Origin of the sequence: Leifsonia xyli subsp. cynodontis (assembly GCF_050632205.1) — a bacterium.
GTDB lineage: Bacteria > Actinomycetota > Actinomycetes > Actinomycetales > Microbacteriaceae > Leifsonia > Leifsonia xyli_D.
The window spans coordinates 551,811-577,222 of record NZ_CP192578.1 but is presented as its reverse complement, the minus strand read 5'-3'; the positions used below and the strand labels follow the sequence as shown (position 1 = coordinate 577,222).

Genomic DNA, 25,412 nt, shown 5'->3' with positions numbered 1-25,412 from the left:
CTAGCGGTGCCGCGCGCCGCGCGCCCGCAGGGCAGGATGGAGTGGTGCAGCCCCTTCTCGTCGTCGCCGCGGTCATCCGCGACGGCGCCTGCATCCTCGCCTGCCGCCGGGCGCCCGGCAAGGACGCCGCCGGCCGCTGGGAGTTCCCGGGTGGCAAGGTGGAGCCCGGCGAGTCGCCCGAGGCCGCGCTGGCACGCGAGATCGCCGAGGAGCTGGGCGTGCGCATCGACGTCGGCCCGCTGCTCGATCGCACGGTGACCGCCCGCGCCGAAGGCCGGCCCATCGACCTGGCCTGCTACGACTGCCGCCTCAGCGGCCCCGCCCCGCTGGCGAGCACCGACCACGACGAGCTGCGCTGGCTGCCCCCGCACCGGCTGACGGAACTGGACTGGGCGGAGGCCGATCGTCCCGCCGTCCGCCGGCTGACCGGGCGCGACGGCGTGCCGACGATCGAGGAGGACGTGTGAGAGCCCTGTACTACGAACGATTCGGCGGACCCGTCGAGGTCGCCGACCTTCCGGACCCAGCGGTGCCGGAAGGCGGCGTGGTCATCCGCGTCGAGGCGTCCGGGCTGTGCCGCAGCGACTGGCACGCCTGGGTCGGGCACGACGACACCGTCGCGCTGCCGCACGTGCCCGGGCACGAGTTCGCCGGCGTGGTGGAGGAGGTCGGCGCGGGCGTCACCCGCTGGCGGCCCGGCGACCGTGTCACGGCTCCGTTCGTGAACGGCTGCGGCGAGTGCGAATGGTGCCGCGCGGGCGCGGCGCAGGTCTGCCCGCGGCAGACGCAGCCGGGCTTCACGCACTGGGGTTCGCACGCCGAACTCGTGGCCGTGCGCGCGGCGGACACCAACCTGGTCCGCGTGCCGGACGCACTTGACTCGGATGCGGCCGCCGCTCTCGGCTGCCGCTTCGCGACGGCGTACCGGGCGGTGACGGCGCGGGCGCGCATCCAGCCGGACGAGTGGCTCGTGGTTCACGGCGCGGGCGGCGTCGGCCTCAGCGCCGTGATGATCGGGGTCGCTCTCGGCGCCCGGGTGGTCGCGGTCGACCGCTCCCCGCGGCGCTGGAGCTCGCCGCGCGGCTGGGCGCCGAGCGGACGGTCCTGACCGGGCCGACGGCGGAGGACGAGATCCAGGATGCGACGGGCGGCGGCGCGCACGCCGCCATCGACGCGGTCGGCTCGGCCGAGACGGCGGCCGCGGGCATCCGCTCGCTGCGCCGCCGCGGCCGGCACGTGCAGGTCGGGCTGCTGGCCACGGCGGTCCCGGAGCTGCCGCTCGACCGGGTGATCGCTTGGGAGCTCGACGTGCTCGGCAGCCACGGCATGGCGGCGGCCGACTACCCGGCGATGCTCGACCTGGTCGCCGGTGGCAGGCTCCGCCCGCAGGACCTCGTCGGCGGCGCTGTCGGCTTCCGCGAGGCCGCCCGGCTGCTGGAGTCGGCGGACTCCGCCCCGCCTACCGGGATCGCCGTGCTGCATCCCGCCGGCTGACGCGTTTCGCCCGGCGTGCGCACCGCGTGCAGAATGGACGGATGCGCATCGCCGACTTCGAACGCCCGGACACGGCCGCCGCCCGCGCGGCCGTGCAGATCGCGACGACCTACCACTCCCCTCGTTGCTCAACCACGTGCAGCGGTCGTGGCTGTGGGCGGAGGGCTTCGCCCGGCTCCGCGGGCTCGAGGCCGACCACGAACTGCTGTACGTGTCGGCGCTGCTCCACGACCTCGGCATCGTGCCCGAGTTCGACAACGCCACGCTGGCGTACGAGGATGCGGCCGGGCACGTCGCGATCGCCCTGACCGCCGGCGCGGGCTGGCCGGAGCAGCGCCGCATCCGCGCCCACGAGGTGATCGTGCGGCACAACTGGCCGGAGGTGGACCCGGCGATGGATGCCGAGGGGCACCTGCTCGAGATCGCGACGGCCCTCGACATTTCCGGGGCTCGGGCCGACGAGCTGCCGCTGGAGTTCCAGCGCGAGGTCCTCCGGGAGTACCCGCGGCTGGAGCTGGCCGCCGAGTTCGGCGCGTGCGTGGCCGACCAGGCGGAGCGGAAGCCGGAGACGTCGGCGCGCCGGCTGGTCGACGGGGGCGTGCAGCGGAAGCTCCGCGACAACCCGCTGGAACGTATCCTCGAAGGGTGACCCGCACGGCTCCCGAGATCGTCGCGCTGCCCGCCGGCGACTGGCGTGAGCGCGAGCAGACGCACACCGAGCGGGCGGACGCCCTGACTGCGGCACACCGGGAGCGCAGCGCCCGTGGCGAGAAGCACCCGGTGTGGGACTTCCTCTTCACCTACTACGCGTACTCGCCCGCGCAGCTGCGGCGGTGGCATCCCGGGCCCGGCGTCGAACTTGCGGATGCGGCCGGCGACCCGCGCGCGTCCTGGCGCTGGTACACCCCGGGCGCTGCTCCCGGTTCCCTGGTCGTCGACCGGGGGGCGATGGAGCGCGAGAAGGCGCCGCTGCTGCGGACGGTCGAGCGCATCCTGCGCAGCACCGCCGCACGTCCCGGCCGCTTCGGCTGCTTCGGGCTGCACGAGTGGGCGATGGTGTACCGGCAGGGCGAGCACCGGCATCCCGTGCCGCTCCGGCTGGGTCAGCAGGCGACGGATGCGGTGGTCGAGTCGCACGAGCTGCGGTGCACCCATATCGACGCGTTCCGTTTCTTCACGCCCGATGCCGTCCCGCTCAACCGCTTCGCGCCCACCCGCGAGTCGCAGCCGGAGTTGGAGCAGCCGGGCTGCCTGCACGCGGGGATGGACGTCTACAAGTGGGCGATGAAGCTCGGGCCGCTGGTGCCCGGCGAGCTGCTGCTCGACGCCTTCGATCTCGCCCGCGACATCCGGCTGCTCGACATGCAGGCCTCGCCGTACGACATGCGCCCGTGGGGCGCCGAGCCGGTCGCGATCGAGACCGCCGAGGGCAAGGCCGAGTACGTGCGCCGCCAGCGCGCCTTCGCCGAGCGGTCGAACGCGCTGCGCGAGCGCATCCTGCACGCCTGGCTGGGCGCGGCGGCGGTCACCGCCTGACGTCGGCCGCCCGCTCAGCCGCCGGAGCCGCCGCCTTTGCCCCCGCCCTTCCCGTCTCCGGTGGGCGTCGGCGTCGGACTGGGCGCCGGTGTCCCCGTGGAGCCGGGAGCGCCGCTCGCCTTGGTGCCGTTGCTCACGGTGAGGGTCACCGAGTCCCCGTCGCTCAGCGACGCGCCCCCGGCCGGGTCGCTGGCCGCCACCGTGCCGGCCGGCTGGTCGCTGTCGACCGGGGTCGGGTCGACGGTCACGTCCAGCCCCAGGCCGTGGAGCAGCTTCTCGGCCACCATCGGGTCCTTGCCCGTCACATCCGGCATCGTGATCTGGCTGCCGTAGAGCACGGCGTCGGTCGGCTCCGTGAAGTCCGTCCCGCCGTACAACGCGTTCAGCGCCTTGAGGATCGGCTTCGCGATCGCGAACTTCGTGTTGCCGCCCCCGACGCCGTTGAAGTACAGCGAGCGCAGCGGCGTCGAGCCGGACACGTTGCCGACCCAGGTCGCGGTCGCCACCTTGGTGGTGGAGGTGATGAGCCAGTTCTCGAGGGAGTCGTCCGTCGTCCCGGTCTTGGCCATGATCGGCACGTCGTCCCACGGGTTGGCGCTCGCGGCCGTTCCGCCGCCCTTGATCACGCCCTGCAGCGCGTAGGCCACGCCCGCCGCGATGTCGGGCTTGAGCCCCTGCGTGCACGTCGTCTTGCTGACCTTGTGGTCACTGCCGTCCGCGTTGACCACGCGGTCGATCGCGATCGGGGTGCACACCGTGCCGTTGTTGGCGATGCCCGCGTAGGCCGTGGCCATGGTCAGCGGCGAGATGTAGTTCGTGCCGAGGATCATCGACGGCACCGACGAGAGCGGGTTGCTCTTCGACGCCGGGTGCACGCCGAGGGCCTTGGCCGCATCCAGGATCGAGCACAGGTCGACCTTGGTGCCCATCTGTGCGAACGCGGTGTTCACCGACTCCGCCGTCGCCGACATCACCGAGAGCCGGCTGGCCGATCCCTCGTCGTTGGTGACGTGCCAGTCCGGCCCGTCGATGTTCGCGCAGGTGTTGGTGAACTCGGAGGTCGGGAAGGTGTGCTGCGACGCGTTCACCGTCTCGTAGAGGCTGTGCCCCGACTCCAGCCACGCCGCCAGGTCGAACGCCTTGAACGTCGAGCCGGTCTGGAAGCCCTGCGACCCGCCGTAGTCCTCGTCCGTGTTGTAGTTCACGGCGGTGGTGCCGTCGATCGGGGTGTCGGTGTTGTTGAAGGTGCGGTTCTGCACCATGGTGACGATGCGTCCGGTGCCCAGCTCCAGCGCGACGTTCGAGGCGCCCAGGTCGATGCCGGGCCGCGAGGCGGGGATGTAGGCGTTCAGCGACGCCTGCGCCACCTGCTGCAGGTCGAGGTTCAGCGTCGTGTAGATCTTCAGGCCGCCGCGGTTGAGCGTCTGCCAGCGGGCGTCCGCCGTCGAGCCGTAGGCGGGGTCGTTCAGGATGACGTCGCGCACATAGTCGCAGAAGAACGCGGCGTTGAACTGCTGCGCGCCCGCGCATCCCTGCGTGGTCGGGGTGATGGTGGGCTGGATGGGTGTCGCCTTCGCCGCGTCCCGCTGCTGCTTCGTGATCGTGTGCGTGATGTACATGCGATCGAGCACGTAGTCACGGCGCTCCTTGGTCAGCTTGTAGCCGTTCGCCGAGCCGTTCTCCTTGTTGTCCGGCTGGTCGATGCGCAGGTTCGCCGGGTTGTTCAGGATGGCCGCGAGCGTCGCTGCCTGCGCGAGGTCGAGCTTCGCCGCGGTCGTGCGGAAGTAGTACTGCGCGGCGGCCTGCACGCCGTAGACCTGGCCGCCGAAGCCGACCACGTTGAGGTAGCCGGTGAGGATGTCCTTCTTGCTGTGGCTCTTCTCCACCTCCACCGCGTAGCGCATCTCCTGCACCTTGCGCTGCAGTGTCACGCCCGCGGCGTCGGCGTAGCACGCCTGCACCTTCTTCTGGCTGGTCAGCGCCTCGCACTTCTCGACCTCGACATTCTTCACGTACTGCTGCGTGATCGAGGAGCCGCCCTGCACATCGCCGCCGGCGACCGTGGACACCGCGCCGCGCAGGGTGCCCCAGATGTCGACGGCGCCCTCGGAGTAGAAGCGCGGGTCCTCGGCCGAGACGGTCGCATCCTTCATCGTCTGAGCGATCTGGTCGAAGGCCACGTCCTGCCGGTTCTGCGCGAAGAACGTGGCGATCGGCACATCCTGCCCGCCCTGCTTCGCGAACACGGTCGAGTTCTGTGCGAACTGCTGGATGTCGAGGTCGGCCGGCAGTGCATTGAAGTCGCTCGCTCCGGCCGCCGCCGTGGCGCCGGCCCCGAGGAACCCGGGCAGCACCAGCAGCGAGCTGAGCACGGCGGCGATCAGCGTCAGCCCGAGGAACTGCGCGATCTGGCCGCCGCGCGTGCGGGCGGGCTTCAGTTCGAAGCGCTTGACGGGCTCCAGGCGATCGTCCAATGCGGCCAGGCGTTCGGGCAGGCGGGATCGATCTGATGCGGGCACGCCTTCCAACCAACCAGCCTTTTCTGAGTGACTCCAGGGGGTTGCATGTGCGCGGGTGCGGAGATGTTCAGGATGCGCACACCGCGAGACGCATTCGCGTGCCGCACATCCGTTATTGATTTTGTCCCCAATTGAGGTGCAATCCCGCCATTGGGCGGAGGCAGGAACGGGACGGATCGCTAGTGTCTGAATGACACTCGATCGGGGAGCATCAATTGGAGTTTGCAGAAGTCCTCGCTGCGATGGCGCAGAAGGTCGCCAACCAGCGGGAAGCGATTCATACAGAGGAAGCCACGAAGAATGCGTTCGTCATGCCGTTCATATCGAACGTGCTCGGCTACGACGTCTTCGACCCACTGGAGGTGGTGCCCGAGTTCACCGCAGATGTCGGGATCAAGAAGGGCGAGAAGATCGACTACGCCATCGTTCGCGATGGTGAGGTCCAGATGCTCATCGAGACGAAGAAGTCCACGGAGCCCCTGACCATCGAGAACGCGTCGCAGCTCTTCCGGTACTTCGCTGTCACCAACGCGCGCGTGGCCGTTCTCACGAACGGCCAGGTATACCAGTTCTATACGGACCTGGATGCCCCTAACCGAATGGACGATAAGCCCTTCCTGGTGTTGGACCTGCTGGACATCGACGAGATGTTGATCCCAGAGCTCCGGAAGCTGACGAAGGACTCCTTCGACCTGGAATCGGTCATCAATGCCGCCGGTGAGCTGAAGTACATCGGCCAGATCAAGCGGGTCCTGGCCGCCCAGTTCCGTGAGCCTGAGGACGAATGGACGAGATTCTTCATCAGCCGGGTCTATGACGGCGCCATCACCCAGCGGGTCCGGGACCAGTTCGGCCCCCTGGTTGCGAAGGCGACCAAGCAGTTCCTGAACGACCAGGCCAACGACAGGCTCAAGTCCGCCCTCGGCGGCTCGAGCTATGCCACCATCGACGCGGCGCCGGATGAGTCCGTGAGCAGCCAGCCCGCCGCTGAGGACGACCTGAACCGGGACACGGAGATCGAGACGACGCTGGAAGAGCTCGAGGGCTATCAGATCGTCAAGGCGATCGCCTGCAGCGAGGTCAAACCGCAACGCGTCGCCCAGCGCGACTCCAAGTCGTATTTCGCCGTGCTGATCGATGACAACAATCGGAAGCCGGTCGCCCGGCTCCACTTCAATGGGAAGTCCAAGAAGTACCTGGGACTCTTCGACGCCGACAAGAACGAAACGCGTCACGAGATCGCGTCGCTCGATGAGATCTACATGTTCGCCGATGACATCCGGGAGGCCGTCCGGCGCTACGCCTGATGGTCGGGACATCGAGTGGTTGCAACACGCCGTTTCCCACCGTGCCTTAACGGCGTGTTGCGACCACTAGATGCGCCGAAGGCGCCGGCCCCGAGTCGGGGCCGGCGCCTTCGGTGAGGGTGCGCCGGGCGGGTTACGCCGCGAGGCGCAGTGCCGCGGGAGCTGCTGCGACCCGCAGCTCCCCGGACTCCGCGTCCACGGTCACGCGGCCGCCCTCGTCGAGCTCGCCGCTCACCATGAGCTCGGCGATGCGGTCGTCGACCTCGCGCTGAATGACGCGGCGGAGCGGGCGGGCGCCGTACTCGGGCTCGTAGCCGGCCTCCGCGATCCAGGCGACCGCCGCATCCGTCGCCTCGAAGGCGATGTCGCGGGCGAGCAACCGGGAGGCGGTCGCGTTCAGCAGCAGGCGGACGATGTCACGCAGCTGCTCGGCGTCCAGCTTGCGGAACAGCACGATCTCGTCGATGCGGTTCAGGAACTCCGGACGCATGGCCTCACGGAGCTTCCCCATGACGCGGTCGCGGATGTCCTTCTCCGACGCGAAGCCGTCCGACCCCGCCGGCACGAAGCCGAGCGCACCGCTGCGGGAGGCCAGGAACTCCGAACCGAGGTTCGAGGTCATGATGACCACCGTGTTGCGGAAGTCGACCGTGCGGCCCTGGCCGTCGGTCAGCCGTCCGTCGTCCAGCACCTGCAGCAGCAGGTTGAACACGTCCGGGTGCGCCTTCTCGATCTCGTCGAACAGCACCACCGAGTACGGGTTGCGGCGCACGCGCTCGGTCAGCTGACCGGCCTCGTCGTAGCCGACGTACCCGGGAGGGGCGCCGACCAGGCGGGCGACCGTGTGGCGCTCGCCGAACTCGCTCATGTCGAACCGCAGCATCGCCTTCTCCGAACCGAAGAGGGATGCGGCGAGCGACTTCGCCAGCTCGGTCTTGCCGACACCCGTCGGGCCGAGGAAGAGGAAGCTGCCGACCGGGCGACGCTCGTCGCCGAGGCCGGTGCGGTTGCGGCGCACGGCCTTGGCGACCGCGACCACCGCGTCCTCCTGACCGACGACGCGCTCGTGCAGCTCCGACTCGAGCCGCGCCAGGCGCGCACGGTCGGCCTCGCCGACACGGGACACCGGGATGCCGGTCGCGCGGGACACGATGCCCGCGATCTCGGGCTCGCCGACCACCGCATCCACCCGGGGAGCCGTGGCGAGAGCATCCAGCTGACGCTGCACATCCTCGATCTCGTCACGGAGGCGCGACGCCTCCTCGTAGTGCTCGGCCGCGACGGCGGAGTTCTTCTCGGACTCCAGCGTGGCCAGGCGCTCCATCAGGGCGGAGGTGTCCACGCGCTTGCCGAGCGACAGGCGTAGGCGGGCGCCGGCCTGGTCGATCAGGTCGATGGCCTTGTCCGGGAGGAAGCGGTCGGAGATGTAGCGGTCCGAGAGCTCCACCGCGGCGCGGATCGCGTCTTCGGTGTAGCGCACGCCGTGGTGCTCCTCGTAGGCGGGACGCAGCCCGTCCAGGATGAGCACGGCATCCTCGATGGACGGCTCGCCGACGGTCACCGGCTGGAAGCGGCGCTCCAGCGCCGGGTCCTTCTCGATGCGGCGGTACTCCTTGAGCGTCGTGGCTCCGACCAGGTGCAGGTCGCCGCGGGCAAGACGCGGCTTGAGGATGTTGCCCGCGTCCATGCCGCCGGACTCGCCGGACCCTCCGGCGCCGACCACGGTGTGCAGCTCGTCGATGAACACGATCAGCTCGTCCTTGCCGGCGCTGATCTCGTCCATGAGCTTGGTGAGCCGCTCTTCGAAGTCGCCGCGGTACCGGGTGCCTGCGACCATCCCCGCGAGGTCGAGCGAGACGACCTTCTTGTCCTGCAGCTGCTCGGGCACGTCGCCGGCCACGATCGCACGGGCCAGGCCCTCCACGATCGCGGTCTTGCCGACGCCCGCCTCGCCGACCAGCACCGGGTTGTTCTTGGTGCGGCGGGAGAGGATCTCGACCGTCTGTTCGATCTCGTCGAGGCGGCCGATGACCGGGTCGAGCTTGCCGTCGCGCGCGAGCGCGGTCAGGTCGGTGCCGAACTGGTCGAGCATGGGGGTGTCGGATGCGGCGTCCGCCTCTGCGGGCTCGCCCGGCTGCCCGGCGCCCACGGTCGTGCTCTCCTGCATGGACTCGGTCAGGGCCTCCGGGGTCACGCCCGCGGCCTGCAGCACGCGACCGGCGGGGGCGTCGCGTCCGATGACGAGCGCGAAGAAGACGTGCTCGGGGTCGATATAGGTGGAACCGGAGGCCTGCGCCACCTGGTACGCGTGGAACAGCGCGCGCTGCAGCGCACCGGTGATCGAGGCGCCGTCGGCGCGGATGACGTCACCGGCGGCGGGCAGCCGCGACTCGGCCGCCTGCGCGACCCGCGACGGGTCCACGCCGATGCGTCGCATGGCGTCGGCGGCGGGCTCCTGCTCCGCCATCACGCGGAGGACGTGGAGGGCGTCGAGCTCGCTGTGGCCGTGCTCCAGGGCGAAGCGTCCCGCCTCGGCGAGGATCTCCTGGGTGCGCCGGCTGAGGAACCGGCTGATGTCGATCGAGCGTCCGTTGCGCGCACGCTCGCCCGCGAGGTACCGCGCGAGGAACTCGTCGAACGAGTTGGCGCCGTCACCGTCGGGAGTGAAGTTCTCAGGCACGTGTTCTCCTGTTTCTGAAAGTTGAGCCTTGTGCACTCAAGTCCAACGCAGGAGGGACGTGGTTATTCCCGGCGGTCGGGATCGTGGCCGCTATCGAAGGAGAACCGGTCGGAAATCTCCTTCGATCGGCAGTAGCGAAGGAGATTCGGCCGCGAGACGGCCGAATCTCCTTCGCTAGCGGAGCGGAGCAGCCGCCGGGAGCGCTACTCCCCCGCGTCGAGGGCGTCGAGCGCCGCCACGTCCTCCGGCGACAGCTCGAAGTCGACGTCGGCGTTCTGGCGGATGCGCTCCGGGGTGGTGGACTTCGGGAGCGGCAGGATGTCCTTCTGCAGCAGGTAGCGGATGCTCACCTGGGCCACCGACCTGCCGTACTTCTCGGCGATCTCCGCGATGTCCTGATTGTCGAGCAGACGGCCGGTGGCGAGCGGCGAGTAGCCCTCGACGAGGATGTCGCGCTCCTGGCAGTACGCCGTCGTCTGAGGCTGCGTGTTGCCGACGAACCAGCGGATCTGGTTCGCGTGCGGCACGACCTCCGTCGCGTCGATCAGCGACTCCAGGTCGGCGACCTCGAAGTTGCTGACGCCGATGGCGCGCGTCAGGCCCTGCTCGTACACCTCCTCGAACACCTTCCACACCTCGATGTTCCCCGCGCGGTGGTCGGTGCCGATCGCGTTCCACGGCCACGGCGCGTGGATTAGGTACAGGTCGATCGGGCCGAGGTCGAGCAGCTCGGTGGAGCGCTCGAACGCGTGGCGTGCGCCGGCCGCATCCTTCACCTCGGCGGGGCACTTGGTGGTGATGAAGATGTCCTCGCGGTTGATGCCGCTGTCGCGCACCGCGCGTCCGACGCTCGCCTCGTTGCCGTAGGCGCGGGCGGTGTCGATGTGCCGGTAGCCGGCGTCCAGGGCGGTGCGCACCGAGTCGTAGGTCTCGGAGCCGTCCGGGATCTGCCAGGTGCCGAAGCCGATCTTGGGGATGGTGACGCCGTTCGACAGCGTGAAGGTGTCGGTCAGTGCGGGCATGCGTTTTTCCTCTCAGAAGGATGCGGTGCGCCACATCGTAGCCCCGCCCGCGGATCAGTTCACCGGCTCCGGGCTGCCGTTGCGCAGGTGCTCGTAGACGACGGAGGTGCGCACGTCCGCGATCTCGCGCCGCTGGGTCAGGCGGTCGATGACGAACGCATAGAGGCTCTCGTTGTCGGCGACCGCGACGTGGATGATGAAGTCCTCGTTGCCGCTGGTGACGAACACGCCCAGCGTCTCGGGCAGCGACGCCACCCAGTCGCGGAAGCCTTCGATGACCGGACGCGACGGCGGCCGGATGCGCACGGCGATGAGCGCCTGCACCGGCCGGCCGATTGCGGCCAGGTCGACGTCGAGCACGGCTCCGCGGATGATTCCGCGCCGGCGGAGGGCGCGCGTGCGCTCGAGCGCGGTGCTCGGCGAGACGCGCACCGCCGCGGCGATGTCGCGATTGCTGCGCCGCGCATCCGACTGGAGTTCCCGCAGGATCGCCCGATCAAGTTCGTCCATGCCGTGCAGGATAGCGCCTCCGCCGAACGAAGTTCGGAATCGCTGCGCACGACTCGACGACCTGACTAGATTCAGCGCGATACCACCGAACGAGAGGACACACGATGACGAAGACGGTCGGCTTCCTGCCCGACGAGGTGGACACCGGGGCGCCGACGCGGTCCGCGCGCCTGAAGTGGGTGGTCGTCGTCGACGGATCCCTGCCCGCCGGCCTGGCCGCGAACGCCGCCATCTGCACGGCCGCCGCGACGGCTGCCGACGTCACCGGGCTGCTGGGTCCCGCCGCGGTGGATGCGGACGGCTCGACGCACCCCGGGCTGCCGTGGGCCGGATGCTCGGTCCTGAAGGCGAGCGGCGACCAGCTCGCTGCGATCCGCGCGAAGGCGGACGCGGCCGACGACGTGTTCGTCGCCGACATGCCCGCCGCAGCCCAGCTCACGCGCGTCTACGACGAGTACCTGCAGTCTGTCGCGGCCTCCGCATCCGCGGACCTCGCCTGCTACGCCGTCAGGTCGTCGGCCCGCGCAACCGCGTCGACCGCATCGTCGGACGGCTCGCCCTGCTCTGACCTCACGGCCCGGCGTCGACCCGGCCCGGCGTCGACGCTGCCCGGGGTCAGTGCTGCAGCGAGCTCTTCAGCAGGATCACGGCGACCCCGAACGCGCCGGTCATGACCGCGCCGGCCAGGCAGAAGAGCACCGGACGGCCGCGGATCAGGAACACCGAGAAGCCGAGCACCGCGAGCATCAGCACGGAGAACCAGAGCGACAGGGCCACTCCGAAGTCCGCCGGCAGCACGCCGAGCGCCGCGAGGAGCAGGGGGATGCTCGGCACGATGGCCGCCTCCAGCATCCCTCCCGATTCCGCGAAGGCGTGCCGGAACGAGTCGCGGATGCGGTCGCGCACGCGTGCGGCGTCACCCTGGTAGCCGAGCGCGGCCGAGTACACGTGCGCCAGCCAGAACACCAGGATGCTGACCACGCTGAAGATCAGCAGCCGCACCGCGGACGCTCGGTCATCGTTCTGCCCTGACGCGGCCGCCACCACGCTGGCGTAGACGATCGTGCCGTAGATCGCGGCGGGCGTCCCCCAGTGCTTCCACAGCCCGCGGTGCATCGCCCCGAGCGGAGGAGCCGGCGCCTCCTCCGGCTCGTTGAGGTCCATCAGCGCGCCGAGCGGGACGCGAGCGCGGCATCCAGATCGATGGCGGCGCGGATCAGCGCCAGGTGGGTGAACGCCTGCGGGAAGTTGCCCAGCTGCAGCCCGCTCGGGTCGATCTCCTCCGCGTACAGCCCGACGTGGTTGCCGTAGGTGAGCATCTTCTCGAACGCGTACTCGGCCTCGTCCAGCCGGCCGGCATCCGTCAGCGCCATCACGTAGAAGAAGGAGCAGAGAGAGAAGGTCCCCTCCTCCCCCGGCAGGCCGTCGGGCGACGCGGCCGGGTTGTACCGGTACACCAGGCTGTCGCTCACCAGCTCCTCGCCGATGGCGTCCAGCGTCGACTGCCACATCGGGTCCTGCGGCGAGATCATGCCGACCTGGGGCATCAGCAGCGTGATCGCGTCGACCACGTCCGTCCCGGGGTACTGCACGAACGCCTTGCGCTCGGCGTTCCAGCACTTCGTGAAGACCTGCTCGTAGATCGCGTCGCGCGCGGCGATCCACGACTCCAGCGGCGCGGGGAGGCCGCGGTCCTGGGCGATCCGGATGCCGCGGTCGAACGCGACCCAGCTCATGATGCGGCCGTACGTGAAGTCCTTCCGGCCGCCGCGCGTCTCCCACACGCCCTCGTCCGGCTGGTCCCAGTTCTCGGCGAGCCAGTCCAGGATGCCGCGCAGCTTCACCCATCCCGGGTTGCCGATGGGCCGGAAGCGCTCCCCGACGGCGAGCGCCTCCAGGGCCTCGCCGTAGATGTCGAGCTGCAGCTGATCGGCGGCGCCGTTGCCGACGTGCACGGGACGCGACCCGGCGTAGCCCTCGAAGTGGTCGAGGGTGAGCTCCTCCAGGTCGGACGAGCCGTCGATGCGGTACATGATCTTCAGCGGCCCGGACGCCTCGCCGACCTGCTCGACGACGCGGTCGCCGACCCAGAGCATGAACGCGGTCGCCTCCTCGGTGTAGCCGAGGGCGAGCAGCGAGAACACCGAGAAGGAGGAGTCGCGGATCCAGGTGTAGCGGTAGTCCCAGTTCCGCACGCCGCCCAGCTGCTCGGGCAGGGCCGCCGTCGGCGCCGCGACGAGGGCGCCGCTCGGCGCGTACTGCAGCAGCTTCAGGACCATCGCGGACCGCTCCACCGCCTCGCGCCACCGACCGGTGTAGTTGCTGCGGGACAGCCACTCCCGCCAGAAGCCGACCGTCTCGCGGAACAGCCGATTGCCCCATTCCGGGTCGAAGGCCCCGGGCTCGCCTTCCGGCTCGGTCTCGAACACGAACAGGCGCAGGTCGCCGGCCTGGAGCGTGATCTCGGTGTCCACATCGTCGCCCGACACGGCGTCGCCCCCGACGCCGTGCAGCGCGGCAGTGGTCTCGCCGTCGTGGAAGCGGATGCCGCCCGGCGAGACGCTGGCCGTGTGCGGCCGGCGCCCGTAGTCGAAGCGCGGCCGGCACTCCAGCCGGAACGTCAGCTTCCCTCGAACGACCCGGACGCCGCGCACGATGGTGCGGCCGGCGGTGGCCACGGTCGGCTCGTCGGCGACCGGCATGAAGTCGATCACCTCGCCCACGCCGTCCTCCGACATGAATCGCGTGATGAGCACGGCGGTCTGCGGGAAGTACATCTGCTTCAGCCGCATCCGCTCCCCGAGGGCATGGATGCGGAAGTAGCCGCCCCGCTCCGGGTCGAGCAGGGCGGCGAACAGCGACGGCGAGTCGAAGCGCGGCGCGCAGAACCAGTCGATGCTGCCCTCCGTCGAGACGAGCGCGACCGTCTGCAGGTCGCCGATCATGCCGTGCTGGTCGATGTCGGGGAAGCCGTCGCTTCCGCCCGGTGCCGGTTGCATGAGTTCCCCTTCCGACGCGGTCGGTGCCCGTGCGGGGGCATGCTAACGCCGCGGTCGTCGGCTCGGGAAGAGGGCGGGTCGGTCGGGAACCGGCACTAGCCGGAAGGCGGTGCCCGGATGCATCATTCGGCTGAATCCGCGCGTGTCGGATGGATCGGAGGTGCCCGATGACGAGCACGAGGCGTGCAGGGTCCGCGCGGTTGACGTCGAGGGCCGCCGCGCTCGATCTGGAGGGCGCCGCACTGGTGGTCGGCGCGGTGGCGCTGGCCGCGGGCATCCTCCTGGCGCTGCCGTTCTTCTGGGGCCGGTCCCTGCCGATCGCCGGGCCCTCGTCGGTGTCGCAGTTCGCGGCGATCGCCGGCGGCCTCGCGGGACTGGCCGCCTACGTCGTCGGACGCCTGTGGCACCGGACCGCGCTGACCCCGTTCGGTGGCCGCCCCGACCGGGAGCCGGGCGCCCCGGCGGAGCGCCGGTCGATCGGCGGTGCCGAGATCTTCGACACCGTGGTCATCGCCCTCGCGCACGGCATCATCGGGCTGCTCCTCTGGCTGGAGCTCGGAGCGATTCTCGCGGACGGCTTCACCGGCGCCGTCGTCTACTTCGTGTCGGCCGCGGTCCTCGCCGGGGCGGCCGTCGGCGTCACCGCGTACGCATCATTCCTCTCGGCGACCCGGATGGATCTGATGCGGCTGTCGACGGTGCTGGCCGCATTCGCGATCCTCGGCATCCTCGCCGCCATGCTGAGCGCACCCGACCCGCAGTGGTGGACACTGCACCTGAGCGCGCTCGGGATGTCGAACAGCATCTCGTCGCTGACGTTCAACGTGACGCTGATCGTCGCGGGCCTGATGATGGCCGCCATCGCCCGCTACGCCACCGACCTCCGCACCGCGAACCCGGAAGTGCCCCGCTCCGCGACCCTCCGCGTGCGCGTGTGCCTCATCCTGATCGGGGTGCTGCTCGCGGGCGTCGGGCTGTTCCCGCTGGACGTCTCGCGCGTGCTGCACAACGTGTCGGCGGTCGGGATGCTGCTGTCGTTCAGCCTCCTGGTCTTCTGGGTGCGCCGCGCGCTTCCCGAGGCGCCGCGGGCGTTCTTCCTGTTCGGCTACGTGAGCTTCGGGGTGATCGTGCTCGCCGCGGTCTTCTACGTCACCGGCTACTACGTGCTGACGGCGACCGAGCTCGTCGCGGGTGTGCTGGTATTCGCCTGGCTCACCGTGTACCTGCGCGTGAGCGGCGCCGCCGCCCGCGGCTGACCCGGGCACGACGGCGCCGCACGCCTTATGCCGCTTCCTTGCCGTGCGGGTCGGAGGCGTTCAGCACCTGCACCACCTGGTCGTAGTCGCCGCGCGCCTCGCCGTAGCGCAGGAACCCGACGCGCTCGACGAGCAGCTCCCTCGCCTCGGGCTGGGTTTCGATGAGGTGCATGACCTCGGCCACGAAGTCCTCGAGGGGCATGGCGAACTCGCTCTCCTCCTGGCCGGGGAGCAGCCCGGTGCGCACCGCCGGCGGCACCAGCTCCACGATCTTCACCGAGGTGTCCGCGAGCTGCAGCCGGATGCTCTCGCTGAGCATGTGGACGGCCGCCTTGCTCGCGTTGTAGCTGGGCGTCACCGCCAGCGGCGCGAAGGCCAGGCCGGAGGAGACGGTCACGATGGTCGCGTCGGGCCGCGTCTGCAGGTGCTCGACGAAGGCGGCGATCAGCCGGATCGGGCCGAGGACGTTGGTCGTGACGATCGATTCCGCCGAGTCGAGGAACCCGGAGGGCGTGTGCCAGTCCTCGACGCGCATGATGCCGGCCATGGCGATGAGCACGTTCAGGTCGGGGTGGGCGGCGAGCACCTCGGCGGAGGCGTCGCGGATGCTGTCGGCGTCGGCGGTGTCGATGCGCACAGTGTGGATGCCGGGGTGCTCCACGGCGATCCGCTCCAGCAGCTCGGTGCGGCGGCCCCCGACGATGACGGTGTTGCCCCGGTCGTGGAGGGCGACGGCGAGCGCGAGGCCGATCCCGCTGGTCGCGCCGGGGATGAAGACGGTGTTCCCTGTGATGTTCATGCCTCCACCATCGGGGGCCGCGGGAAGCGGAGGAAGTGGAGCGGTCATCCAGGGATCGCGGGTCCCTGGATGCGCCCGGCCGCGGCGTCCATCATGGAGTCATGGACCGTGCCGCACTCGCCGACTTCCTCCGGCGCCACCGCGAGGCCCTCCGCCCGGAGGACGTCGGCCTGCCCGCGGGCGCCCGCCGCCGCGCGCCCGGGCTCCGTCGCGAGGAGGTCGCGCAGCTCGCGGCCATGTCGGCCGACTACTACACGCGGCTCGAGCAGCGCCGGGGCCCGAGGCCCAGCGAGCAGATGCTGTCGTCGCTCGCCCGGGCCCTGCGGCTGACCGCCGACGAGCGCGACTACCTGTACCGGGTCGCCGGCTCCAACACCCCGGACCGGCTGTCCGGCACCGGTCACGTGTCCCCCGCATTGCAGCGGGTGCTCGACCGGCTGGACGACACTCCCGCGCTCGTGCTCTCCAACCTGGGCGAGACCCTGGTGCAGAACCGGATGGCCGTGGCGCTGCTGGGCGACCGCTCCGGCTACCAGGGGCTCTCCGGCAGCGAGTACTACCGCTGGTTCACCGACCCGGAGCATGCCCGGGCGCAGTACCCGGAGGAGGACCGGGCGCGGCAGAGCCGGGCGCAGGTCGCCTCGCTGCGCGATGCGTACGGCGCGATGGGCCCGCAGTCCCGCGCGGGCGAGCTGGTGCGCGCACTGCTCGCGGAGAGCGCCGAATTCGCCGAGCTGTGGGAGAAGCACGAGGTCGCCCGCCGGTTCGAGGACCACAAGACGCTGCTGCATCCGGAGCTCGGGGCCATCGAGCTGGACTGCCAGGCGCTGTTCACCGAGGACCAGTCGCAGTGCCTGCTGGTGCTGACCGCATCCCCGCGCTCCGAGGCGGCGGAGAAGCTGGCGCTGCTGTCGGTGCTCGGCACCCAGTCGTTCGCCCCCGCCGCGTCCGCCGACTGACGGCGGGCGTACAGTCCCTCGCATGACCGCCCGCACCCTGCTCCTGATCCGCCACGGCGAGAGCACGGCGAACGTCGCGGCCGCCGCTGCGGAGGCCGCCGGCGCCGATGTCATCGCCGTCGAGGCCCGCGATGCCGACGTCACGCTCTCCCCGCTCGGCGAGCTGCAGGCCGGAGCGCTCGGCGCCCGCCTGCGCGAGGCCCTCCCCCGCAGGCCGTGCTGTTCAGCTCGCCGTATCACCGCGCGATCCAGACGGCCCGCCTCGCGCTCGGCGAGGAGGTGCCGATACGGGTCGACGAGCGCCTGCGCGACCGTGAGCTCGGCATCCTGGACCGCCTCACGGCGATCGGCGTGGAGCGCCGGCTGCCGCTGGAGGCGGAGCGCCGCCGCTGGTCGGGCAAGTTCTACTACCGGCCGCCGGGGGGCGAGGCGTGGACGGATGTGGCGCTGCGCATCCGCTCGTTCCTGCGGGATGCGCTGCCCGGCGACAGCGCGCCCGGCGACGGCGCGCCCGACGACGGCGTCGTCGTGGTGTTCGCGCACGACGCCGTGGTCAGCCTGTTCCTGTACGTGCTGCTGCGGATGACGGAGGCGCAACTGGCCGAGTACCTGCTGACCCATCCCGTGGCCAACGCCTCGGTGACCGAGCTGACGTTCGACGGGACCGGGTGGACACTGCAGACGTTCGCCGACGACGAGCACCTCGCCGCCGCGGGCCTCGCGGCGACGGAGCACCCGGGACAGGCGCGGACCGATGCCTGAGCGCGACCGCCGGGGCGGCCCCGGCGAGACCGTGACCCCCGGACTGCTGCGCGCCTGGCCGCTGCCCGAGCCCTCCGGCTCGAAGCGCTCGCGCGGGCAGGTGCTCGTCGTCGGCGGGGCCCTGCGCTCCCCGGGCGCCGCGATGCTGGCCGGCCGCGCCGCCCTGCGCGTGGGCGCGGGCCGGCTGACCCTCGCCGTCGGCGCGTCCGTCGCCGCGCAGGTCGCCGTCGCGGTGCCGGAGTCTGGCGTGGCCCCGCTGCCCGAGACCTCGGGCGGCAGCATCCGCGGCACCGGCATCCGCGAGGCGGCGAAGGACCTCGCCGGCGCCGACGCCGTGCTGATCGGTCCCGGGCTCGACGACGCGGAGGAGACCGGCCGGATGCTGCCGCGCGCCGCCCGCGCCGCCGGCCGCGACACCGTCCTCGTGCTGGACGCCTACGCGCTCGGCGCCCTGCCCGGGAAACCACGCCTCACGGGGGCGGGGCCGCGCATCCTGACGCCCAACACCGAGGAGGCCGCCCGCCTGCTCGGCCGCGAGACGGACGACCTCGACGCGGACGCGCGCGAACTGGCCCGCCGCTACCGGGCCGTCGTCTCCTGCTTCGGCCGCATCGCCTCACCGGAGGGCCGGCTGCTCACGGTCGGCGACGGCGACAGCGGGCTCGGCACCTCCGGCAGCGGCGACGCCCTCGCGGGCGCGATCACGGGCCTCGCCGCGCGCGGCGCCGACCCGCTCCAGGCGGCGGTGTGGGGAACCTACCTGCACGTCGCGGCCGGCCGCTCCCTGACCACGAGCGTCGGCCGCCTGGGCTTCCTCGCCTCGGAGATCGTGGAGCGGCTGACCGCGGAGCTCGACGCCCTCTCCTGACGCCGGGCCACCCGAAATTGGCGTCTAGCCGAGCGCGGGCACCCGGCGATACTCTCACCGCACATCCAGCCGGGATGAGCTGGAGAAGAGAGGGGAGTCCCATCATGGACTGGAGCAACTTCTGGAGTGTCATCTGGCTGTTCTTCTGGAGCTTCGCGTTCGTCGCGTACCTGTTCGCGCTGTTCGCGATCATCAGCGACCTGTTCCGGGACCACAAGCTCAACGGCTGGTGGAAAGCGGTGTGGATCATCTTCCTGATCTTCGTGCCGTTCCTCACCGCGCTGGTCTACCTGATCGCGCGCGGTCCGGGCATGGCCGAGCGCAACCAGCGGGAGGCCCGGCAGTACCAGACGGCCACCGACGAGTACATCCGTCAGGTCGCGGGGAGCAGCCCGGCCGACGAGATCGCCAAGGCGAAGGCGCTGCTCGACAGCGGCGCGATCACCCCTGACGAGTTCGCGCACCTGAAGGCGCACGCGCTCGCCGGTCGCACGGCACCCGCCGCAGGCGCCGGCGCGACGACGACCGCCGCCCCGGCGGCTCCGGCCGCCGCGACCGGCCCCGCCACGCCGCCGCCCGCAGCGCCGACGGTGTGACCGGACCGGCACGGCATCCGTCGTGACCGGACAGGACATGAGCGCACCGGCGCCGGCCCCGCCGCCACCAGCGCGGCGGGGCCGGCGCTGGCCGTTCGGCCGCCGCACGCGCCCCGACGCGCCGATCGGGCCCGAGGACCCGGATGCTGAGCTGGGAGCGGCCGGCGGGGTGGGGCGCGGAACCCGCATCCTGCTGGGGCTCGCCGCCGGCGTGGTGATCTCGTTCGGGATGGCAGCCATCGGCGGCATCCTGGCACCGACCCTGCTGGCCCTGGTGCTCACCATCTGCGCCCAGCCTGTGCGCGTCTGGCTCGAACGCCACGGCACGCCGCAGGGCGTCGCCACCGGCGCCGTCGGCCTCACCGTCTTCGCGCTGCTCGCCGGCTTCATCGCCGTGCTGTGGATCGCGACGGCCCAGTTCGTCGGGATGCTGCCCCAGTACAAGCCGCAGCTTCAGCAGCTGGGCGCCAGCTTCACCTCGTGGCTGCAGAGCATCGGCGTCGGCGAGCAGCAGGTGCAGCAGATCAAAGCCGGCTTCAACCCCGGCACCATGCTGTCGTTCTTCTCCGGGCTGCTCGGCAACGCCTTCGGCCTGATCGCTCTGCTGGTGATCGTGCTCACCATGCTCATCCTGATGCCGGCGGATGCGGCGTACACCCCGACGCTGCTCCGCCAGCTGAAGCCCACCCGCCCCAATCTGGTGTTCGCGGTCAGCGGGTTCGCCCACTCCGTGCGCCGCTACATGGTCGTCACGACGCTGCTGGGCATCGCACAGGGCGTCATCAACGGCGTCGCCCTGTGGCTGCTCGGCGTGCCCGCGGCGCTGCTGTGGGCCATCCTCTCGTTCCTCTGCAGCTTCATCCCGAACGTGGGCTACTTCATCGCCATCGTGCCCCCGCTGGTGTTCGGCTACCTGACCGGCGGCTGGGCCACGGTGGTCTGGGTCATCGTCATCTACGGCATCATCAACGCGGTGATCCAGTCGGTGGTCCAGCCGAAGGTCGTCGGCAACGCGGTGGCCCTGAGCCAGACGCTGACCTTCTTCTCCGTGCTGTTCTGGGCGGTCGTGCTCGGCCCGATCGGCGCGATCCTCGCCGTGCCGCTCACCCTGCTGGTGCGGGCGGTGCTCATCGACTCCGACCCGCGCGCCCGGCTGTGGCGGCCGATCATCGGCGACCTCACGCACACGCGGGAGCTGATGAAGGCCGAGTCGGACGCCCGGCGCGCGCAGCGCCACCAGGCGCCGCGGCAGGGCTGAGCAGGCGCCGCGGCACGGCTGAGCAGGCGCCGCGGCACGGCTGAGCGGGCGCCCGCTCAGGCGTCGGTCGCGCTGGCCGCGACCGCCAGGTCGCCGCCACCCTCCACGGTGAGCCGCCGCCCCATCCTGACCAGCTGCGGCTCGTCGGTGAACGCGCCCGCGAACAGCGCCTCGCCCTTGCGGAACGACGGCGACTGCTCGAGCAGGTGCGGCGGGACGAAGCCGAACACGTCGGCCAGCTCGGCGAGGTCTCGCGGGGAGTTCATCCGCATCAGGCCCAGGTTGTCGCACTGCGAGAGCACGTTCGGGTGGATCTTCGTCGGCCGCTGGGTCGACAGGAACAGCCACAGCCCGAACTTGCGGCCCTCGGCGGCGATCTGGATGAGCTGCTCCGTGAGCTGCGCCTCCACGTTCGACCGCGGCGAGGGCGGGCAGAAGTTGTGCGCCTCGTCGATCACGATGAGCACGGGGCGGCGCTCCATGCGCCGCTGCCAGAGGTGCTCCAGGATGCCGAGGGCGGCCGACTGCGGCTCCCCGGGGTGCGAGAACCCGCCGACGTCGAGCACCACAGCGCGCGGGCGCTCGTCGACAGCCGCCACCGCGGAGTCGCCGCCGAACGCCCAGACGGGCCATTCGAGCACCTCCAGGTTGTCGATGCGCATGCCCAGCCTCCGCCTCGCCGGGTCGGGGTCGACGGCTAGGGACGGGAGGAACGTGTCGCGGTCGAACGCACTCGGCGCCACCCGCAGGTGCAGCAGCGCGTTGTACTCCTCCTCGTCACCGATCGGGTCGAGCCGGGCGACGGCCGCCTTCGCCGCGACGCTCAGGTCGACGAACCGGATGTGCAGCTGCGGCTCCTGCGGTGTGCTGGAGTGGAAGACGCGGATGCCGAAGTCCGGCCAGCGGGCGGCGACCGCCGCATCCACGTCGTCCCGGGTGCGGCCCAGCTTCACGAAGTCGGCGTTCGGGTCGAGGACGGCCATGGGCAGCTCCGTGTGCAGCAGGAGCTGCTCCAGCACCACCCCGAGAGCGTAGGTCTTGCCCGACCCGCTCTGGCCGCACCAGAAGGTGTGCCGGTTGAAGCGGGAGCCGTCGAGGACGGCCGGCCGCGCGGGCGCGTCCACCGTGGTGCCGACGGTCAGCGGAATCATGGGGGCTCCCTCCGTCCGGCCCACCGGGCCGCGTGCGGCCGATGCTAGCGCCGAGGGAGGCCGCTCGGGCAGCCCGTATCCGGAGGCCGCTACACCGGGCGCAGCGTCGCCGGGAGGGGGAACGGGAGCGTGTAGATCAGCTGCGGCGCGTCGATCGCCCCGAAGTCGTCCTTCTTCACGACGATCCGCTCGGTCGACACCTCGGTGAGCCGGACGCGGAGCCAGCGGCCGTCGTCGAGCAGCAGCTCGTAGCGGTCGGCCAGGTAGCCGATGCCCGTGCGCTCCAGCAATTCCTCGCCGGTCAGCCAGTCCACCGGGCCGCCGAGGTCGCGTCCCAGGAGGTCCACCGGGACGAAGCCGTCGCCCTCCGGCCGCAGCCAGCCGACGCGTTCGCCGTCTCCCCGACGGTGCTCGATCCATTCCCGCATTCCGCATACCCTAGCGGCCCCGGGCGGACCTATGATGAGCGCGTCCACCGCTTGCGGGAAGAAGGCGCGACATGAGTCTGGACATCGCGGAGGCCGGGGAGCGTGCCCAGAGCCCGCTCACGGCCACGGAACTGTTCGAGGCGGGCAGGGAGGCGCGTGCGTCGCTCCCCCGGTCGGCGCAGGGCGACTACTCTCCCCCGCCCGGCCGCGACCCGATCGGAATCCTCCGGGCGCAGCACGAGAACCGCCTGCAGAACCTGATCGACCTGCGGGTGGAGCGGATGAGTGCGGATGCGTTCGCCTTCTACCGGGGCACCGCCGCGATCCAGGCCGCCGATCTCGCGGCCGCCCCCACCACCGGCACCGAGGTCGTGATCTGCGGGGACGCCCACCTGAGCAACTTCGGGGTGTACCGGTCCCCCGAGAACGCGATGGTGTTCGACATCAACGACTTCGACGAGGCGACCATAGGGCCGTGGGAGTGGGACGTGAAGCGGCTGCTCGCCAGCGTGGTGCTCGCCGGCCGGTCGCTCGGGCTGTCCGACGACAGCCTGCGCGAGACCGTCGAGGCCGCGGCCGCCACCTACCGCGACTGGCTGCGCCGCACGCTCGAACTACCGTTGCTGGCGCGATATTTCACGCCGACGTCGGTGCGCTCGAAGCGGGGCCGGCGCTTCCTCAGCGTCGACACCCTCCGGCTCATCGAAGAGGTGATGCGCCAGTCACGCAAACGGACCAGCGAGCGCGTCGCCCGGAAGACCCTCCAGGCGGATGAGACCGGCGCGCTGCGCTTCGTGGACGACCCGCCCATCCTGCGACGTGCCGAGCCGGAGGTGCAGGCGCTCGCCGAGGACGCGTACGCGCGCTATCGCGCCACGCTGCCGCCGAACATCGCACTGCTCACGTCGCAGCTGCGCCTCGACGACGTCGCGCGGCGGGTGGTCGGTGTCGGGAGCGTCGGGACGCGGTGCTTCCTGATCGCGCTGCGCGGGCCGACCGGTGAGGTGATCCTGCTGCAGCTCAAGGAGGCGGATGTGTCCGTCGTGGAACGGTTCGGCGGTGTGGTGCCGCTGCCCGGCTACCTCGACCTCTCGCTGCTCCCCGACGAGCAGGGGTACCGCGTGGTGGCGTGCCAGCGCATCGTGCAGGCGGTCTCGGACCCGTTCCTGGGCTTCCTCCGCGTCGAGGGCTTCGCGTTCTACATGCGCCAGTTCCGCAACCGGAACGCGTCGTTCGACATCCCCTCGATGAACCCCATCCAGTTCTCGGACTACGCCCGCAGCTGCTGCGCGGTGCTGGCCCGCGCGCACGCGCGCTCGCCCAAGGCGTCGTTCATCTCCGGCTACCTCGGCTCCGGACCGTCCTTCGTGCAGGCCTCCGCGCGCTGGGCGGAGCGCTACGCCGACCAGGCCGAGGCGGACTACTCCGAGTTCGTCGTGGCGGCGCGCGACGGGGCGTTCGCGGTGGGCTGACGCCCGGGGCTGCGCGCACATTCGTCACGAATGGTCCCTTCCGCCGGCCCAGAGCGACCATTCGTGACGAATGCCGGTCCGTCAGGCGGCGGGGCGCTGCCCGGGCGGCAGCAGGAAGGCGCGCACGGTGTCCGCCACGGCGGGTGTGTCGAGGTGGAGGCCGTGGTGCGCGTCGAACTCCGCCAGCGTGGCGTTCGGGATGCGCTCCGCCAGCGCCTCCGCATGCGACAGCGGCGTGAGCGCGTCATGCGAGCCGTGCACCACGAGGGTGTCGGCGCGGATGCGTTCGAGCACGGAGGCGCCGTCGTGGTCGCGGCTCGCCGCGAAGTGCCCACGCAGGGCGGGTCGCGTCGCCACACGCGTGAAGAAGCGGTCGACGTCGGCGGGATGCGCGCGCGACCACCCCGCGTCGAAGAACAGCGGCAGCATCCGTTCGCGGTCGCCGCTGAGCAGGTCGGCGATCGCCGAGGGATCACGGCGCCCGGCGCTGCGGTCGCCGGAGGTCGTGGCGATGAGCACCAGCCGTCGCACGCGCTCCGGGTGGTCGGCGGCCAGCCACTGCGCGACACGTCCGCCCATGGAGTGGCCGACCACGTGGGCCGCAGCCACGCCGGCCGCGTCCAGCACCGCGACGGCGTCGTCGGCGAATCCCCGCGTGGAGTACGCGGCCGGGTCGCCGAGGCCGCTCTCGCCGATGCCGCGGTGGTCGTACACGATCACCCGGAAGTCACGGGCCAGCGCGTCGGCGAACGGCCCCCAGCCGTGCATCCCGGTCGCCTGCCCGGCGATGAGGAGGACGGGGACGCCCACCCCGCGCTCCTCGAAGGCGATGGGCGTGCCGTCGTCGGCCGTCGCGAACGCGGTCATGCGCGGGCGCGCTCCCGCACGGCCCGGGCGCTCCACCGCCCGTCGGCCTTCTCGACGCGGATGCGGTGCTCGAACGCGTGCGAGACCGTCTCCGTCGTGATCACCTCGTCGATGTCGCCGACCGCGACCGTTCGGCCGTGCGCGATCAGCAGGGCGTGCGTCGTGGTCTCGGGCAGCTCCTCCAGGTGGTGCGTGACGAGCACGGAAGCCAGCTCCGGCGAGCTGTGGGAGAGCCCGTCCACCGTCTCCAGCAGCTGCTCGCGCGCCGCCACATCCAGTCCCGTGGTCGGCTCGTCGAGCAGCAGCAGCCGCGGGTCGGCGATGAGGGCGCGGGCGATCAGCGCCCGTCCGCGCTCCCCTGCGACAGCGTGGGCCAGCGGGCGTCCCTGCGCTCGTCCAGCCCGACCGAGTGGATGAGGTCGCGCGCGCGACCGCGCTCGGCCTCGGTGGCCTCCCACCGCATCGGCGGCTCCAGCGTGCCGGTGACACCGGTGAGCACCACCTCCGTCACGGTCAGCGGCGAACGGACCGGGTGCCGGGGATCGACGTGGCCGATGTGGCGGCGCAGCTCCTGCAACTCCACGCGGCCGAGGCGGCCGCCCAGCACGTCGACCGTGCCGGACGTCGGGAAGCTGAGCGCGCCGCAGAACCTGAGCAGGGTCGACTTGCCCGCGCCGTTCGGGCCGAGCAGCGCCCAGTGCTCGCCCGCCCGCACGGTGAGGTCGATGCCGTCGAGGATGTGCGTGCCGCTCCGGCGGAAGGTGACGTCGCGGAGCTCGAGCACGATTCCGGAGGAGGCGTCTGGGGTCACCGATCCACCCTATCCACGGTCACGGTTCGGTCACGTTCGGGCTTCCTTCGACGTCTACCTAGCGGACGCACAGCCCCGCTCCCTACGCTGCCGCGTTATGACGACGCAGCCGCTGAGA

23 protein-coding genes and 2 pseudogenes are annotated in these 25,412 nt (G+C 71.3%); 13 read left to right on the top strand and 12 right to left on the bottom strand.

Annotation, left to right across the window (positions count from 1 at the left end):
* The first annotated feature begins 44 nt into the window (after positions 1–44).
* The 4 genes and pseudogenes from ACQ86M_RS02830 to ACQ86M_RS02815 all read left to right on the top strand — a co-directional run bounded on the left by ACQ86M_RS02830 (position 45) and on the right by ACQ86M_RS02815 (position 3,030).
* Positions 45–467 (top strand): (deoxy)nucleoside triphosphate pyrophosphohydrolase, encoded by a 423-nt coding sequence (locus ACQ86M_RS02830; RefSeq protein WP_431246973.1) that lies wholly within the window; start codon positions 45–47, stop codon positions 465–467.
* Positions 464–1,494: pseudogene (locus tag ACQ86M_RS02825) on the top strand (alcohol dehydrogenase catalytic domain-containing protein). Before ACQ86M_RS02830 ends, ACQ86M_RS02825 begins: the two are co-directional and overlap by 4 nt.
* Before the next feature lie 124 nt (positions 1,495–1,618).
* Entirely contained in the window at positions 1,619–2,143 is a 525-nt protein-coding gene (locus ACQ86M_RS02820) for an HD domain-containing protein (protein ID WP_431246972.1), read from the top strand.
* The gene (locus ACQ86M_RS02815; RefSeq protein ID WP_431246971.1) at positions 2,140–3,030 is read left to right on the top strand and encodes a 3-methyladenine DNA glycosylase; all 891 of its coding nucleotides are present in this window, start codon (positions 2,140–2,142) and stop codon (positions 3,028–3,030) included. Before ACQ86M_RS02820 ends, ACQ86M_RS02815 begins: the two co-directional genes overlap by 4 nt.
* 14 nt (positions 3,031–3,044) lie before the next feature.
* Here the strand turns inward: ACQ86M_RS02815 and ACQ86M_RS02810 are convergent, their stop codons facing one another.
* A complete protein-coding gene (locus tag ACQ86M_RS02810) occupies positions 3,045–5,549 on the bottom strand; it encodes a transglycosylase domain-containing protein (protein WP_431246970.1) in 2,505 nt (834 codons plus the stop codon).
* Between the two features lie 215 nt (positions 5,550–5,764).
* Between ACQ86M_RS02810 and ACQ86M_RS02805 the strand changes: the two genes are divergently transcribed.
* Positions 5,765–6,856 carry a type I restriction enzyme HsdR N-terminal domain-containing protein gene (locus ACQ86M_RS02805; protein ID WP_431246969.1) on the top strand — a complete coding sequence of 364 codons (1,092 nt, stop codon included), beginning with the start codon at positions 5,765–5,767 and terminating at the stop codon, positions 6,854–6,856.
* 133 nt (positions 6,857–6,989) lie between these two features.
* On the opposite strand, the gene ACQ86M_RS02800 is transcribed toward ACQ86M_RS02805, so the two are convergent.
* The 3 genes from ACQ86M_RS02800 to ACQ86M_RS02790 form a co-directional block, all read right to left on the bottom strand.
* Positions 6,990–9,536, bottom strand: a complete 2,547-nt coding sequence (locus tag ACQ86M_RS02800) for an ATP-dependent Clp protease ATP-binding subunit (RefSeq protein WP_431246968.1) — start codon at positions 9,534–9,536, stop codon at positions 6,990–6,992.
* Between the two features lie 203 nt (positions 9,537–9,739).
* Positions 9,740–10,558, bottom strand: a complete 819-nt coding sequence (locus tag ACQ86M_RS02795) for an aldo/keto reductase (protein ID WP_431246967.1) — start codon at positions 10,556–10,558, stop codon at positions 9,740–9,742.
* Positions 10,559–10,612: 54 nt separating this feature from the next.
* On the bottom strand, positions 10,613–11,068 hold the full coding sequence (locus ACQ86M_RS02790; protein ID WP_431220616.1) for an Lrp/AsnC family transcriptional regulator: 456 nt from the start codon (positions 11,066–11,068) through the stop codon (positions 10,613–10,615).
* A gap of 104 nt (positions 11,069–11,172) precedes the next feature.
* On the opposite strand from ACQ86M_RS02790, the gene ACQ86M_RS02785 reads away from it, so the two are divergent.
* Positions 11,173–11,742, top strand: coding sequence for a DUF2000 family protein (locus ACQ86M_RS02785; RefSeq protein ID WP_431246966.1), 570 nt, complete (start codon positions 11,173–11,175; stop codon positions 11,740–11,742).
* Here ACQ86M_RS02785 and ACQ86M_RS02780 read toward each other — a convergent pair.
* On the bottom strand, positions 11,684–12,232 hold the full coding sequence (locus ACQ86M_RS02780; RefSeq protein ID WP_431246965.1) for a hypothetical protein: 549 nt from the start codon (positions 12,230–12,232) through the stop codon (positions 11,684–11,686). The genes ACQ86M_RS02785 and ACQ86M_RS02780 overlap by 59 nt on opposite strands.
* Positions 12,232–14,067 carry a glycoside hydrolase family 15 protein gene (locus ACQ86M_RS02775; RefSeq protein ID WP_431246964.1) on the bottom strand — a complete coding sequence of 612 codons (1,836 nt, stop codon included), beginning with the start codon at positions 14,065–14,067 and terminating at the stop codon, positions 12,232–12,234. The genes ACQ86M_RS02780 and ACQ86M_RS02775 overlap by 1 nt, the downstream gene beginning before the upstream one ends.
* A gap of 200 nt (positions 14,068–14,267) precedes the next feature.
* Between ACQ86M_RS02775 and ACQ86M_RS02770 the strand changes: the two genes are divergently transcribed.
* Positions 14,268–15,323 carry a DUF998 domain-containing protein gene (locus ACQ86M_RS02770; RefSeq protein ID WP_431246963.1) on the top strand — a complete coding sequence of 352 codons (1,056 nt, stop codon included), beginning with the start codon at positions 14,268–14,270 and terminating at the stop codon, positions 15,321–15,323.
* Between the two features lie 25 nt (positions 15,324–15,348).
* Here ACQ86M_RS02770 and ACQ86M_RS02765 read toward each other — a convergent pair whose 3' ends face one another.
* A complete protein-coding gene (locus ACQ86M_RS02765; RefSeq protein ID WP_431246962.1) occupies positions 15,349–16,122 on the bottom strand; it encodes an SDR family oxidoreductase in 774 nt (257 codons plus the stop codon).
* Positions 16,123–16,223: 101 nt separating this feature from the next.
* Between ACQ86M_RS02765 and ACQ86M_RS02760 the strand changes: the two genes are divergently transcribed.
* The 5 genes and pseudogenes from ACQ86M_RS02760 to ACQ86M_RS02740 all read left to right on the top strand — a co-directional run bounded on the left by ACQ86M_RS02760 (position 16,224) and on the right by ACQ86M_RS02740 (position 20,565).
* Entirely contained in the window at positions 16,224–17,081 is an 858-nt protein-coding gene (locus ACQ86M_RS02760) for a helix-turn-helix transcriptional regulator (RefSeq protein WP_431246961.1), read from the top strand.
* Positions 17,082–17,103: 22 nt separating this feature from the next.
* Positions 17,104–17,843, top strand: a pseudogene (locus tag ACQ86M_RS02755) (histidine phosphatase family protein).
* Positions 17,836–18,711 (top strand): NAD(P)H-hydrate dehydratase, encoded by an 876-nt coding sequence (locus ACQ86M_RS02750; protein WP_431246960.1) that lies wholly within the window; start codon positions 17,836–17,838, stop codon positions 18,709–18,711. The pseudogene ACQ86M_RS02755 and the gene ACQ86M_RS02750 overlap by 8 nt, the downstream one beginning before the upstream one ends.
* A 104-nt stretch (positions 18,712–18,815) precedes the next feature.
* The gene (locus ACQ86M_RS02745; protein WP_431220608.1) at positions 18,816–19,307 is read left to right on the top strand and encodes an SHOCT domain-containing protein; all 492 of its coding nucleotides are present in this window, start codon (positions 18,816–18,818) and stop codon (positions 19,305–19,307) included.
* A gap of 22 nt (positions 19,308–19,329) precedes the next feature.
* On the top strand, positions 19,330–20,565 hold the full coding sequence (locus ACQ86M_RS02740) for an AI-2E family transporter (protein ID WP_431220607.1): 1,236 nt from the start codon (positions 19,330–19,332) through the stop codon (positions 20,563–20,565).
* 56 nt (positions 20,566–20,621) lie between these two features.
* Here the strand turns inward: ACQ86M_RS02740 and ACQ86M_RS02735 are convergent, their stop codons facing one another.
* Both ACQ86M_RS02735 and ACQ86M_RS02730 read right to left on the bottom strand, forming a co-directional pair.
* Positions 20,622–21,716 carry an ATP-binding protein gene (locus ACQ86M_RS02735; RefSeq protein WP_431246959.1) on the bottom strand — a complete coding sequence of 365 codons (1,095 nt, stop codon included), beginning with the start codon at positions 21,714–21,716 and terminating at the stop codon, positions 20,622–20,624.
* A gap of 89 nt (positions 21,717–21,805) precedes the next feature.
* Positions 21,806–22,144, bottom strand: coding sequence for a hypothetical protein (locus ACQ86M_RS02730; protein WP_431220605.1), 339 nt, complete (start codon positions 22,142–22,144; stop codon positions 21,806–21,808).
* A 71-nt stretch (positions 22,145–22,215) separates the two neighbouring features.
* Here ACQ86M_RS02730 and ACQ86M_RS02725 point away from each other — a divergent pair, with 71 nt between their 5' ends.
* Positions 22,216–23,616, top strand: coding sequence for a DUF2252 domain-containing protein (locus ACQ86M_RS02725; RefSeq protein ID WP_431246958.1), 1,401 nt, complete (start codon positions 22,216–22,218; stop codon positions 23,614–23,616).
* A gap of 81 nt (positions 23,617–23,697) precedes the next feature.
* Here the strand turns inward: ACQ86M_RS02725 and ACQ86M_RS02720 are convergent, their stop codons facing one another.
* The 3 genes from ACQ86M_RS02720 to ACQ86M_RS02710 all read right to left on the bottom strand — a co-directional run bounded on the left by ACQ86M_RS02720 (position 23,698) and on the right by ACQ86M_RS02710 (position 25,294).
* Complete coding sequence (locus ACQ86M_RS02720; protein WP_431246957.1) at positions 23,698–24,483, bottom strand: alpha/beta fold hydrolase; 786 nt, start codon at positions 24,481–24,483, stop codon at positions 23,698–23,700.
* Complete coding sequence (locus ACQ86M_RS02715) at positions 24,480–24,755, bottom strand: hypothetical protein (protein WP_431246956.1); 276 nt, start codon at positions 24,753–24,755, stop codon at positions 24,480–24,482. The genes ACQ86M_RS02720 and ACQ86M_RS02715 overlap by 4 nt, the downstream gene beginning before the upstream one ends.
* Positions 24,756–24,820: 65 nt before the next feature.
* Positions 24,821–25,294 carry an ATP-binding cassette domain-containing protein gene (locus tag ACQ86M_RS02710; RefSeq protein ID WP_431246955.1) on the bottom strand — a complete coding sequence of 158 codons (474 nt, stop codon included), beginning with the start codon at positions 25,292–25,294 and terminating at the stop codon, positions 24,821–24,823.
* Positions 25,295–25,412: the final 118 nt, after the last annotated feature.

Excerpts from the sequence above, each read along its gene's own strand:
- ACQ86M_RS02790 (WP_431220616.1), bottom strand. The coding sequence starts at position 11,068 with ATGGACGAACTTGATCGGGCGATCCTGCGGGAACTCCAGTCGGATGCG.
- ACQ86M_RS02795 (WP_431246967.1), bottom strand. The coding sequence starts at position 10,558 with ATGCCCGCACTGACCGACACCTTCACGCTGTCGAACGGCGTCACCATC.
- ACQ86M_RS02760 (WP_431246961.1), top strand. The coding sequence starts at position 16,224 with ATGGACCGTGCCGCACTCGCCGACTTCCTCCGGCGCCACCGCGAGGCC.
- ACQ86M_RS02775 (WP_431246964.1), bottom strand. The coding sequence starts at position 14,067 with ATGCAACCGGCACCGGGCGGAAGCGACGGCTTCCCCGACATCGACCAG.
- ACQ86M_RS02780 (WP_431246965.1), bottom strand. The coding sequence starts at position 12,232 with ATGGACCTCAACGAGCCGGAGGAGGCGCCGGCTCCTCCGCTCGGGGCG.
- ACQ86M_RS02765 (WP_431246962.1), bottom strand. The coding sequence starts at position 16,122 with ATGAACATCACAGGGAACACCGTCTTCATCCCCGGCGCGACCAGCGGG.
- ACQ86M_RS02730 (WP_431220605.1), bottom strand. The coding sequence starts at position 22,144 with ATGCGGGAATGGATCGAGCACCGTCGGGGAGACGGCGAACGCGTCGGC.
- ACQ86M_RS02785 (WP_431246966.1), top strand. The coding sequence starts at position 11,173 with ATGACGAAGACGGTCGGCTTCCTGCCCGACGAGGTGGACACCGGGGCG.
- ACQ86M_RS02750 (WP_431246960.1), top strand. The coding sequence starts at position 17,836 with ATGCCTGAGCGCGACCGCCGGGGCGGCCCCGGCGAGACCGTGACCCCC.
- ACQ86M_RS02720 (WP_431246957.1), bottom strand. The coding sequence starts at position 24,483 with ATGACCGCGTTCGCGACGGCCGACGACGGCACGCCCATCGCCTTCGAG.
- ACQ86M_RS02735 (WP_431246959.1), bottom strand. The coding sequence starts at position 21,716 with ATGATTCCGCTGACCGTCGGCACCACGGTGGACGCGCCCGCGCGGCCG.
- ACQ86M_RS02745 (WP_431220608.1), top strand. The coding sequence starts at position 18,816 with ATGGACTGGAGCAACTTCTGGAGTGTCATCTGGCTGTTCTTCTGGAGC.
- ACQ86M_RS02725 (WP_431246958.1), top strand. The coding sequence starts at position 22,216 with ATGAGTCTGGACATCGCGGAGGCCGGGGAGCGTGCCCAGAGCCCGCTC.